This is a genomic window from Kitasatospora mediocidica KCTC 9733, assembly GCF_000744225.1.
Taxonomy (GTDB): Bacteria; Actinomycetota; Actinomycetes; order Streptomycetales; family Streptomycetaceae; genus Kitasatospora; species Kitasatospora mediocidica.
Window position 1 is genome coordinate 616,946 of the sequence record NZ_JQLN01000004.1, and the last position, 11,528, is coordinate 628,473.

The window sequence follows — 11,528 nt, forward strand, 5'->3', positions numbered from 1 at the left end:
GCGGCGGCCACCCCGGCTGGGGGTGGCCGCCGCCCGCGGATCAGACGCGTGTCACGCGCCCGCGGCGGCCTTCAGCAGCTCCGCGCGGTCGGTGCGCTCCCAGGTGAAGTCCGGCAGCTCACGGCCGAAGTGGCCGTAGGCGGCGGTCTGGGCGTAGATCGGGCGCAGCAGGTCCAGGTCGCGGATGATCGCGGCCGGGCGCAGGTCGAAGACCTGGGTGACGGCCTCCTGGATCTTCAGCACCGGGACGGTCTCGGTGCCGAAGGTCTCCACGAACAGGCCCACCGGCTCGGCCTTGCCGATCGCGTACGCGACCTGCACCTCGGCGCGGGTGGCCAGGCCCGCCGCGACGATGTTCTTCGCGACCCAGCGCATCGCGTAGGCGGCCGAGCGGTCGACCTTGGACGGGTCCTTGCCCGAGAAGGCACCGCCACCGTGCCGGGCCATGCCGCCGTAGGTGTCGATGATGATCTTGCGACCGGTCAGGCCGGCGTCGCCCATCGGGCCGCCGATCTCGAAGCGGCCGGTCGGGTTGACCAGCAGCCGGTAGTCGCCGACCTCCAGGTCGATGCCGTCCTCGGCGAGGCGCTTGAGCTCCGGCTCCACGACGAACTCGCGGATGTCGGGCGCGAGCAGCGAATCGAGGTCGATGTCGCTGGCGTGCTGCGAGGAGACCACGACGGTGTCCAGACGGACCGCCTTGTCGCCGTCGTACTCGATGGTGACCTGGGTCTTGCCGTCGGGGCGCAGGTAGGGGATGGTCCCGTTCTTGCGCACCTCGGAGAGCCGACGCGACAGGCGGTGCGCCAGGGTGATCGGCAGCGGCATCAGCTCGGGCGTGTCGGTGCACGCGTAACCGAACATCAGGCCCTGGTCGCCGGCGCCCTGGCGGTCAAGGTCGTCCTCGTCGCCGTCCACGCGCGCCTCGTACGCGGTGTCGACACCCTGGGCGATGTCCGGGGACTGCGCGCCGATGGACACCGAGACGCCACAGGAGGCGCCGTCGAAGCCCTTCTTCGAGCTGTCGTAGCCGATCTCCAGGATCTTCTCGCGCACCAGCTGCGCGATCGGCGCATACGCCTTCGTGGTCACCTCGCCGGCGATGTGCACCAGGCCGGTGGTGATCAGCGTCTCCACGGCGACCCGGGAGGTCGGGTCGTCCTTGAGGAGGGCGTCGAGAATGGTGTCGCTGATCTGGTCAGCGATCTTGTCGGGGTGTCCCTCGGTGACGGACTCCGACGTGAACAGGCGGCGAGACACAGCGCTCCCTGGGGTTGCAGCGGCTGCTGACTGAACGCTCCCGGCCGGGCCGGGGCATCCGGAAAGACTTGATGCCTGGAGTGTAACGGGCGGGTACCGACGTTCGACACTGTCTTCAACAGTTCGCTCGGTCCCGTCTCACCCACTGGTCACGTCAGTCGCGGCACCACCAGGTCCCACAGGAGGTCCGCCAGGGCCTCCTTCGGACCGTGCGGGACCACCGTCTCGGAGCCGTCTGAGCCCAGGATGACGGCTTCGTTCGTATCGGCACCGAAGGCCCGGCCCTCGCCGACCTCGTTCACCACCAACAGGTCGCAGCCTTTTCGGGCGAGCTTGGCCCGTCCGTGTTCCAGGGCGTGGTCGGTCTCGGCGGCGAAGCCCACCACCACCTGGGCCGGGGACGCCCGGTGCGTGGCCAGTTCCACCAGGATGTCGGGGTTGCGCACCAGAGCGACCGGCGCGGGCTCGGCCCCCTCGACCTTCTTGATCTTGACGGCGGCGTACTCGGCGGGCCGGAAGTCGGCCACCGCGGCGGCCATCACCACCACGTCGGCGTCGGCCGCGGCCTTGAGCGCGGCCTCGCGCAGCTGGAGCGCGGTCGAGACCTTCACCACATCGACGCCGGCCGGGTCCGGGAGTTCGGTGTTGGCGGCCAGCAGGGTGACCCGGGCGCCGCGCGCCGCGGCGGTGGCGGCCAGCGCGTAGCCCTGCTTGCCGGAGGAGATGTTGCCCAGGAAGCGCACCGGGTCCAGCGGCTCGCGGGTGCCGCCGCCGGAGACCACCACGTGACGTCCGGCCAGGTCCAGCGGCAGGGCGCCGCGGGCCAGCACCAGCCGGCAGGCCTCGAAGATCGCGCCCGGGTCGGGCAGCCGGCCCTTGCCGGTGTCCACCCCGGTCAGCCGGCCGACCGCGGGCTCCAACACGATCGCGCCACGCCGGCGCAGCGTGGCGACGTTCTCCTGGGTGGCGGGGTGCTCCCACATCTCGGTGTGCATCGCCGGGGCGAAGACCACCGGACAGCGCGCGGTCAGGAGCGTGTTGGTCAGCAGGTCGTCGGCCAGGCCGTGGGCGGCCTTGGCGAGCAGGTCGGCGGTGGCGGGGGCGACCACGACCAGGTCGGCCTGCTGCCCGATCCGCACGTGCGGGACCTCGTGCACCCGCTCCCAGGTCTCGGTGGCCGCCGGACGGCCGGACAGCGCGGCCCAGGTCGCCTCGCCGACGAAGTGCAGCGACGCCGCGGTGGGCACCACGGTGACCTGGTGGCCGGACTCGGTGAACCGGCGGAGCAGCTCGCAGGCCTTGTAGGCGGCGATCCCGCCGCTGACTCCGAGGACGACACGGGGCTGGTGCATGGGCTGGTCCACTCCTCCACTGGGGCTGGTGATCACCCTACGGCCCTGGTCGAACGGGCAGACGCGAAGGGCCCGCCGGAGGATCTCCGGCGGGCCCTTCACTGACGAAACATCAGGCGACGTCGACGGCCTCGGCCGTGAGCATGCCGGCGTTGATCTCGCGCAGCGCGATCGACAGCGGCTTCTCGTGCACGTGGGTGTCGACCAGCGGGCCGACGTACTCCAGGAGGCCCTCACCGAGCTGCGAGTAGTAAGCGTTGATCTGACGCGCGCGCTTGGCGGCGTAGATGACCAGGCTGTACTTCGAGTCGGTGGCCTCAAGCAGCTCGTCGATCGGCGGGTTGATGATGCCCTCGGGAGCAGTCATGGAAGAGGACACGCGAAAACCTTCCGAAAGAATGGAAAAACTGAAATCTCAGTGAGCTGGCTCGATCTGATCGGATCCGGAAAGATCACCATCAGAAAGATCAGATCAGGCTACACCGAGCAAGGTTAGCAGTTCGGCCGCCACCTGCTCGACGGAGGTGTTGACCAGCGTGGTGTCGAACTCCGGCTCGGCCGCCAGTTCGACCTTCGCCGCCGACAGCCGCTGCTCGATCACGTCCCGCGCCTCGGTGCCGCGGCCGGTGAGCCGGCGGACCAGCTCGTCCCAGCTCGGCGGGGCCAGGAAGACCAGCTGCGCCTCGGGCATCGACTCCCGCACCTGGCGGGCGCCCTGCAGGTCGATCTCCAGCAGCACGGGCTCACCGCGCTCCAGCCGCTCCTGCACCGCCGAGCGCGGCGTGCCGTAGCGGTTGCCGGCGAACACCGCCCACTCCAGCAGTTCGCCGTTCGCGATCAGCTTGTCGAACTCGTCGTTGTCGACGAAGTGGTAATGGACCCCGTGCTGCTCGCCGGGCCTCGGGTGGCGGGTCGTCGCCGACACCGAGAGCCAGACCTCGGGGTGCTGCTGCCTCATATGAGCGACGACCGTGCTCTTGCCGACCCCCGAAGGGCCGGAGAGCACGGTCAGCCGCGGACGTTCACTCATGCCCCGATTATCCCGGATCGCGGACGAACCGGAGACCACCGGGTGGCGTCAGGATGCAGCGCCGCCGAACTCGCGCTCCAAGGAGGCGATCTGGTTGGTACCGAGGCCGCGAACCCGACGGCTCTCGCTGATGCCGAGCCGCTCCATGATCTGCTTGGCGCGGACCTTGCCGACACCGGGAAGGCTCTCCAGTAGTGCGGAGACCTTCATCTTGCCGATGACCTCGTTGTCGGCCTTGCCGGCCTTGATCACCTCGTGCAGGGAGGCTCCGGAGTGCTTGAGCCGGTTCTTCACCTCGGCGCGCTCCCGGCGAGCCTCGGCGGCCTTGGCCAGCGCAGCGGTGCGCTGTTCAGGGGTAAGGGGCGGAAGAGCCACGCCGTTCACCTCAGGGTCTGGAAGGAAATGAAGTGCTAGGACAGGTAGTACCAGGGGCCTGCCGACGTCGCTGGGACTACGGCCGAAGTGCGGCCACGCCGCTCTGACCTGCAAGAGCAACGAGAATCGCGCCTCCAAGGGCACCTACCGCCGGACACTACCCGCATTGCGCGCCCGCGTCAGGAAAAGAAGCCGAAAAGTCCTGGTCAGCCTAGGTAGGCCAGGACTTTTCGGGAGAAATCGGCCGGGTTTGGCCCCTGTTCGTCAAACGACTGTGACGACCCTCACATCGCCGCCGCCGCGTACTCCTCCACGAAGCGCTGCGCGGCCTGGCGCAGCGCGTTCACCGACGGCCCGTGCTTGAGCACGTCGCGGCTGACGCTGGGGACCACGTTGCGGACCTCGGCGCCGAAGACCCGCGGCAGGTCGGCCATGGTCGCTCCCTGGGCACCGATCCCGGGAGCCAGCAGGGGTCCGTTGATCGCCAGGTCGGCGCCCGCGTCGGCCAGCGTCGCCCCGACCACCGCACCGAAGGAGCCCAGCGGCTCGGCGCCCTTGTTCTCCGCCGCCAGCCGGTTCAGCACCCCCTGCGCCACGCTCACGCCGTCCGGGCCGACGGCGCGCTGCACCTCGAAGCCCTCGGGGTTGGAGGTCAGGGCCAGCGCGAAGACGCCGGCGTCGCTCGCCCGGGCCAGGTCCAGCGCGGGCTGCAGCGAGCCGAAGCCCAGGTACGGGCTGACCGTCACCGCGTCCGAGAAGAGCGGGCTGCCGGGCGACAGGAAGGCCTCGGCGTAGGCGGCCATGGTGGAGCCGATGTCGCCGCGCTTGGCATCCATCAGCACCAGCGCGCCGGCCGCCCGGGCGTCGGCCACGCTCCGCTCCAGGACGGCGACGCCCTTGCTGCCGAAGCGCTCGAAGAAGGCGGCCTGCGGCTTGAGCACGGCGACCCGGTCGGCCAGCGCCTCGACCACCGTGCGGCTGAAGGTCTCCAGGCCGGCCAGGTCGTCGCCCAGCCCCCAGGCGGAGAGCAGCGCGGCGTGCGGGTCGATGCCGACGCAGAGCTGGCCGCGGGTGTCCATCGCGTGGCGCAGCCGGGTACCGAAGGTGGTCATGTGGGCCTTCCAGACTCTAGAGAGGGCGGTGGGCGAGTCCCACCGCGTCGGTGTACTTGGCGAAGCCCCGGGCAGCCAGTTCGGCGCGCAGCTCGTCCAGGATCCGCAGCGGGGCGCCGGGGTCGTTGAAGAGCGCGGTGCCGACGGCCACCCCGGAGGCCCCGGCCAGGGTGAACTCCAGCGCGTCCCGCCCACTGCGGATGCCGCCCATGCCGAGGATCGGCACCATCGGGATCCGCTCGGCGAGCATCGCGGCGTGCACCTGGTAGACGCAGCGCACCGCGATCGGGCGCAGCGCCGGGCCGGAGAGCCCGCCGGTGCCGTCGGCCAGCGCGGGGCGCAGGGTGTCCAGGTCCACGGCCATCCCGAGCGCGGTGTTGACCATCGACAGGCCGTCCGCCCCGGCCTGCACGCAGGCCGCGGCGATCTCGGTGATCGAGGTGACGTCGGGCGAGAGCTTGGCGTAGACCGGCAGCTCGGGGTCGGTGACCTTGCGGACCGCGCGGACCACGTCGTACGAGGTGGCCGGGTTGCTGGCGAAGAACAGGCCGCGGTCGGCGGTGTTCGGGCAGGAGATGTTCAGCTCGATGCCGGCCACCCCCGGCTGCCCGTTGAGCCGCTCGACGAGGGCCGCGAACTCCTCCAGCCGCTCCCCCGCGATCGAGACCAGCACCCGGGCGCCGCGCTCGGCCAGCCAGGGCAGCTCCTGGCGGACGAAGGCGTCGATGCCCGCGCCCGGCATCCCGATCGAGTTGAGCATCCCGGACGGCGTCTCGGCCAGCCGCGGGGTGGCCCGGCCCGAGCGCGGCTGCGGCATGATCGTCTTGGTGGTCACGGTGCCCAGCGCGTCCAACGGCACGAAGCGCGCCAGCTCCCGCCCGTACCCGGCGCAGCCGGCCGCCGTGCTCAGCGGGTTGGGCAGCACCGTGGAACCGAGCGGGGCACGGAGGTCGACGTCCTGCGGCTGCATCAGCTGACTCCCATCGCGGCGGCACCTTCGAGGTCGGGGGGAACGGTGCCGATGTCGGCCCAGCGGACCCGGGACCCGTCGAAGACCGGCCCGTCGGTGCAGGACCGGACGAAGCGGCTGACGCCGTCCTCGCCGACCACCGGCAGCACGCAGGTCATGCAGATCCCGACCCCGCAGGCCATCGCCGCCTCGACCGCGACGTGGCTGCGCACGCCGAGCTCCGCCGCGATCGCGCCGACCGCCGCGAGCATCGGGACCGGCCCGCCCGCGTAGACGACGCTCGCCTCGATGGCGCCGACGGCCTGCGCCAGCGGTCCGGTGACCTGGCCGGCCATCCCGGCCGAGCCGTCCTCGGTGAGCACCAGGACGTCCCGGGTGAGCTCCCGGGCCCGCTCGACGCCGAAGAGCCGGTCCGCGCCGGCCGCGCCGAGGATGAAGCCGACCTGGCCGCCGCGCCGCTGGATCTCGGCGGCCAGGTCGAAGAGCACCGCGCTGTGGTGGCCGTCGGCCACCAGCAGGGCGCTCACCGGGCCGTCCGGCAGCGGGAACGGCGTGCCGAGCGGGGCGATCAGGTCCAGCGTCTCGCCCGGCGCGGCCTCGGCCAGCCGCCGGCTGCCGGGGCCGCGCGCGGCCACCACCAGCTCGACCGTCCCGGCCTCGGGATCGGCGCGGTGGATCGAGAAGGCCCGACGCAGCAGCATCGAGGAGTCCGGGCCGCCCACCGCCAGAGTGGCGAAGTGGCCCGGACGGGCCCGCTCCGGCACCCCGGGGGCGCGCAGCAGCAGGCGGTGGTACGCGGCATCGGGGACGTTCGTGAGCACCTCGGCCCGCAGGTGCAGGGGGTTGGCCATGCGAGGACACCTTTCGACGGCCTGAGCCCGGTTGGCGTTCGAACTCTCCCAAATCCGCCCACCGGCTGTCACATCCCCCCAGAGAGTGACGAACCGTCAGGCCTTGCTGCCGACCGCCTCGGCGATCGTCCGGAAGCCGCTGGCGCGCAGCCGGGCGCCCAGGCCCTTGTGCACCCGGCGCATCCAGAACGGCCCCTCGTAGATGAAGGCGCTGTAGCCCTGCACCAGGTCGGCACCGGCCACGATCCGCTCCCAGGCGTCGTCGGCGGTCTCGATGCCGCCGACCGAGACCAGCGTGAGACGGCCCTCGGTGCGCTTGCGCAGGCGCTTGAGCACCTCCAGCGAGCGCTCCTTGAGCGGAGCGCCGGAGAGCCCGCCCATCCCGATCGCCTCGATCTGCGCGGCCGGCGCGCGCAGGCCGTCCCGGCCGATGGTGGTGTTGGTGGCGATGATGCCGTCCAGGCGCAGCTCCAGGGCCAGCTCGGCGACCGCGTCGACGTCCTCGTCGGCGAGGTCGGGAGCGATCTTGACCAGCAGCGGGACGTGGTGCGCGGTGGCCTGGTCGGCGGCCTCGCGGACGGCCGCGAGCAGCGGGCCGAGGTGCGAGACGGCCTGCAGGTTGCGCAGTCCGGGGGTGTTCGGCGAGCTGACGTTGACCACCAGGTAGTCGGCGTGCGCCGCCAGCCGCAAGGTGCTCTTGACGTAGTCGGCGATCGCGTCGGCCTCCTCGACCACCTTGGTCTTGCCGATGTTGACGCCGATCACCGGGGTCGAGCTGGTGTGCGGGCGGGCGGCCAGCCGGGCGGCGACCCGGGCCGAGCCCTGGTTGTTGAATCCCATCCGGTTGATCAGGCCGCGGTCCTCGACCAGCCGGAAGAGCCGGGGCAGCGGGTTGCCCGGCTGCGGCTCACCGGTGACGGTGCCGATCTCGACGTAGTCGAAGCCGAGCATCGCCAGGCCGTCGATGCCCACCGCGTTCTTGTCGAAGCCGGCGCCCAGGCCGAACGGGCCCGGCAGGTCGAGCCCGAGCGCGGTGGTGCGCAGCGCCCGGTCCTGCGGGGCCAGCACCAGGCGCACCAGCTGGCGCAGACCGGGCACCGAGGCGGCCAGCCGGATCCAGAAGAAGGCCAGGTGGTGGGCCTTCTCCGGGTCCATCTTCCGGAACACGAGGTTGAACAGGATCTTGTACAAGCTGGGAGGCCTTCCTCGCATGACACATGACAGTGGGAGGCACCGGAACCTTCGGTGCCCCCCACTGATGATGGAGCTACTTGCGCGCGGAGTTGATCAGCGCCGCGTGCTCCTGCAGCGACATCACACCGACATCGCCCCGGGTCAGCGCGTCGATGCCCTGGACGGCCGCACCCATCGCCTGGACGGTGGTCAGGCACGGCACGCCGCGCGAGACCGCCGCGGTGCGGATCTCGTAGCCGTCGAGCCGGCCGCCGGTGCCGTACGGGGTGTTGATGATCAGGTCGACCTCGCCGTCGTGGATCAGCTGCACGATGGTCCGCTCGCCGTTGGGACCCTCACCCTCGCTGTGCTTGCGCACCACGGTGGACGGGATGCCGCCGCGCTGCAGCACCTCGGCGGTGCCGGAGGTGGCGAGGACCTCGAAGCCGAGCTCGACCAGCGCGCGGGCCGGGAAGACCAGGTTGCGCTTGTCGCGGTTGGCCACCGAGACGAACACCTTGCCCTTGGTCGGCAGCGCGCCGTACGCGCCGGACTGGGCCTTGGCGTACGCGGTGCCGAAGACCGTGTCGATGCCCATGACCTCGCCGGTGGAGCGCATCTCCGGGCCGAGCACGGTGTCGACGCCGCGCCCGTGGATGTCGCGGAAGCGGCTCCACGGCATCACGGCCTCCTTGACGGAGATCGGGCAGTTCGCCGGCAGCGTGCCGCCGTCGCCCTCGGCGGGCAGCAGGCCCTCCGCGCGCAGGTCGGCGATGGTGGCGCCGAGCGAGATCCGGGCGGCGGCCTTGGCCAGCGGGACAGCCGTCGCCTTGGAGGTGAACGGCACGGTCCGCGAGGCGCGCGGGTTGGCCTCCAGGACGTACAGGATGTCCCCGGAGAGCGCGAACTGGATGTTGATCAGACCGCGCACACCGACGCCGCGCGCGATCGCCTCGGTGGAGGTGCGCAGGCGCTTGATGTCGTAGCCGCCCAGCGTGATCGGCGGCAGCGCGCAGGCCGAGTCGCCGGAGTGGATACCGGCCTCCTCGATGTGCTCCATGACGCCGCCGAGGTAGAGCTCGGTGCCGTCGTAGAGTGCGTCGACGTCGATCTCCACCGCGTCGTCCAGGAAGCGGTCGATGAGCACCGGGTGCTCGGAGATCAGGCCGGCGTGCCGCTCCAGGTAGGAGGCGAGCGAGGGCTCGTCGTAGACGATCTCCATGCCGCGGCCGCCCAGCACGTAGGACGGGCGGGCGAGCACCGGGTAGCCGATCTCGTCGGCGATCGCCTTGGCCTCCTCGAAGGAGAAGGCGGTGCCGTGCTTGGGGGCCGGCAGGCCCGCGTCGCGCAGCACCCGGCCGAACGCGCCGCGCTCCTCGGCCAGGTCGATGGCCTCGGGCTGGGTGCCGACGATCGGCACGCCGTTGTCCTTGAGCGCCTGCGCCAGGCCCAGCGGGGTCTGGCCGCCGAGCTGGACGATCACGCCGGCCAGCGGTCCGGCCTGCTGCTCGGCGTGCACGATCTCCAGCACGTCCTCCAGCGTGAGCGGCTCGAAGTAGAGCCGGTCGGAGGTGTCGTAGTCGGTGGAGACGGTCTCCGGGTTGCAGTTGACCATCACGGTCTCGTACCCGGCGTCGGCCAGCGCGAAGGAGGCGTGCACGCAGGAGTAGTCGAACTCGATGCCCTGGCCGATCCGGTTCGGACCCGAGCCCAGGATGATCACGGCGGGCTTGGTGCGCGGCGCGACCTCGCTCTCCTCGTCGTAGGACGAGTAGAAGTACGGGGTCTTGGCGGCGAACTCGGCGGCGCAGGTGTCGACCGTCTTGAAGACCGGGCGGATGCCGAGCGCGTGCCGCACCTCGCGGACCACGTCCGGCTTCAGGCCGCGGATCTCGCCGATCTGCTGGTCGGAGAAGCCGTGCCGCTTGGCGTGCCGCAGCAGCTCGGGGTCGAGCTTGTCGGCCTCGGCCAGCTCGGCGGCGATCTCGTCCAGCAGGAAGAGCTGGTCGACGAACCAGGGGTCGATCTTCGTGGAGTCGAAGACCTCCTGCTGGGTGGCGCCGGCCCGGATGGCCTCCATGACCGTGTTGATCCGGCCGTCGGTGGGCACCTGGGCCTTGGCCAGCAGCGCGTCCTTGTCGCCGATCTCGCCACTCCAGGAGAACTGCGAGCCCTTCTTCTCCAGCGAGCGCAGCGCCTTGTTGAGCGCCTCGGGGAAGTTGCGGCCCATCGCCATGGCCTCGCCCACCGACTTCATGGTGGTGGTCAGCGACGCGTCGGCGGAGGGGAACTTCTCGAAGGCGAAGCGCGGGACCTTCACCACGACGTAGTCGAGGGCCGGCTCGAAGGAGGCCGGGGTCTTCTCGGTGATGTCGTTGGGGATCTCGTCCAGCGTGTAGCCGACGGCCAGCTTGGCGGCGATCTTGGCGATCGGGAAGCCGGTCGCCTTGGAGGCCAGCGCGGAGGAGCGGGAGACCCGGGGGTTCATCTCGATCACGATGATCCGGCCGTCGTCCGGGTTGATCGCGAACTGGATGTTGCAGCCGCCGGTGTCGACGCCGACCTCGCGGATGATCGCGATGCCGATGTCGCGCAGCGTCTGGTACTCGCGGTCGGTCAGCGTCATCGCCGGCGCGACCGTGATCGAGTCGCCGGTGTGCACGCCCATCGGGTCGAAGTTCTCGATGGAGCAGACCACCACGACGTTGTCGTTGCGGTCGCGCATGAGCTCCAGCTCGTACTCCTTCCAGCCGAGGATGGACTCCTCCAGGAGCACCTCGGTGGTCGGCGACAGCGCCAGGCCCTGGCCGGCGATCCGGCGCAGGTCCTCCTCGTCGTGCGCGAAGCCGGAGCCGGCGCCGCCCATCGTGAAGGAGGGCCGGACCACGACCGGGTAGCCGCCGAGGGTGTCGACGCCCGCCATGATCTCGTCCATGGTGTGGCAGATCACCGAGCGGGCGGACTCGCCGTGGCCGATCTTGGCGTGCACCGCCTCGACCACGCCCTTGAAGAGCTGGCGGTCCTCGCCCTTGTGGATCGCCTCGACGTTGGCGCCGATCAGCTCGACGCCGTACTTGGCCAGCGTGCCGTTCTCGTGCAGCGAGATCGCGGTGTTGAGCGCGGTCTGCCCGCCGAGGGTCGGCAGGAGCACGTCGGGGCGCTCCTTGGCGATGATCTTCTCGACGAAGTCGGGGGTGATCGGCTCGACGTACGTGGCGTCGGCGATCTCCGGGTCGGTCATGATCGTCGCGGGGTTGGAGTTCACCAGGATCACCCGCAGGCCCTCGGCCCGCAGCACGCGGCAGGCCTGGGTACCGGAGTAGTCGAACTCCGCGGCCTGGCCGATCACGATCGGACCGGAGCCGATGACCAGGACGGACTTGATATCGGTGCGCTTGGGCACGG

At 71.1% G+C, this 11,528-nt stretch carries 10 protein-coding genes; all 10 read right to left on the reverse strand.

Translation table 11 applies throughout. The features are described 5' to 3' along the window. Positions 1-51 precede the first annotated feature (51 nt). Entirely contained in the window at positions 52-1,260 is a 1,209-nt protein-coding gene (gene metK / locus BS80_RS10305) for a methionine adenosyltransferase (RefSeq protein WP_035795749.1), read from the reverse strand. A gap of 149 nt (positions 1,261-1,409) precedes the next feature. Next, positions 1,410-2,612: a bifunctional phosphopantothenoylcysteine decarboxylase/phosphopantothenate--cysteine ligase CoaBC gene (gene coaBC, locus BS80_RS10310; RefSeq protein ID WP_035795750.1), complete on the reverse strand. Its 1,203-nt coding sequence runs from the start codon at positions 2,610-2,612 to the stop codon at positions 1,410-1,412. Positions 2,613-2,724: 112 nt separating this feature from the next. Then, positions 2,725-2,991: a DNA-directed RNA polymerase subunit omega gene (gene rpoZ, locus BS80_RS10315; protein ID WP_035795751.1), complete on the reverse strand. Its 267-nt coding sequence runs from the start codon at positions 2,989-2,991 to the stop codon at positions 2,725-2,727. Between the two features lie 93 nt (positions 2,992-3,084). After that, positions 3,085-3,642 (reverse strand): guanylate kinase, encoded by a 558-nt coding sequence (gene gmk / locus BS80_RS10320; RefSeq protein WP_035795752.1) that lies wholly within the window; start codon positions 3,640-3,642, stop codon positions 3,085-3,087. A gap of 48 nt (positions 3,643-3,690) precedes the next feature. Continuing rightward, positions 3,691-4,017: an integration host factor, actinobacterial type gene (gene mihF, locus BS80_RS10325; RefSeq protein ID WP_035795753.1), complete on the reverse strand. Its 327-nt coding sequence runs from the start codon at positions 4,015-4,017 to the stop codon at positions 3,691-3,693. Between the two features lie 284 nt (positions 4,018-4,301). Further along, positions 4,302-5,129 (reverse strand): orotidine-5'-phosphate decarboxylase, encoded by an 828-nt coding sequence (gene pyrF, locus BS80_RS10330; protein ID WP_035795755.1) that lies wholly within the window; start codon positions 5,127-5,129, stop codon positions 4,302-4,304. 16 nt (positions 5,130-5,145) lie between these two features. Further along, the gene (locus tag BS80_RS10335; protein WP_035795758.1) at positions 5,146-6,099 is read right to left on the reverse strand and encodes a dihydroorotate dehydrogenase; all 954 of its coding nucleotides are present in this window, start codon (positions 6,097-6,099) and stop codon (positions 5,146-5,148) included. Then, on the reverse strand, positions 6,099-6,950 hold the full coding sequence (locus BS80_RS10340; protein ID WP_035795761.1) for a dihydroorotate dehydrogenase electron transfer subunit: 852 nt from the start codon (positions 6,948-6,950) through the stop codon (positions 6,099-6,101). Before BS80_RS10340 ends, BS80_RS10335 begins: the two co-directional genes overlap by 1 nt. A 96-nt stretch (positions 6,951-7,046) precedes the next feature. Then, positions 7,047-8,141, reverse strand: coding sequence for a quinone-dependent dihydroorotate dehydrogenase (locus BS80_RS10345; protein WP_035795764.1), 1,095 nt, complete (start codon positions 8,139-8,141; stop codon positions 7,047-7,049). 76 nt (positions 8,142-8,217) lie between these two features. Beyond that, positions 8,218-11,526, reverse strand: a complete 3,309-nt coding sequence (carB, locus tag BS80_RS10350) for a carbamoyl-phosphate synthase large subunit (protein ID WP_035795766.1) — start codon at positions 11,524-11,526, stop codon at positions 8,218-8,220. Positions 11,527-11,528 lie beyond the last annotated feature (2 nt).

Excerpts from the sequence above, each read along its gene's own strand:
- coaBC (WP_035795750.1), bottom strand. The coding sequence starts at position 2,612 with ATGCACCAGCCCCGTGTCGTCCTCGGAGTCAGCGGCGGGATCGCCGCC.
- gmk (WP_035795752.1), bottom strand. The coding sequence starts at position 3,642 with ATGAGTGAACGTCCGCGGCTGACCGTGCTCTCCGGCCCTTCGGGGGTC.
- pyrF (WP_035795755.1), bottom strand. The coding sequence starts at position 5,129 with ATGACCACCTTCGGTACCCGGCTGCGCCACGCGATGGACACCCGCGGC.
- BS80_RS10335 (WP_035795758.1), bottom strand. The coding sequence starts at position 6,099 with ATGCAGCCGCAGGACGTCGACCTCCGTGCCCCGCTCGGTTCCACGGTG.
- BS80_RS10340 (WP_035795761.1), bottom strand. The coding sequence starts at position 6,950 with ATGGCCAACCCCCTGCACCTGCGGGCCGAGGTGCTCACGAACGTCCCC.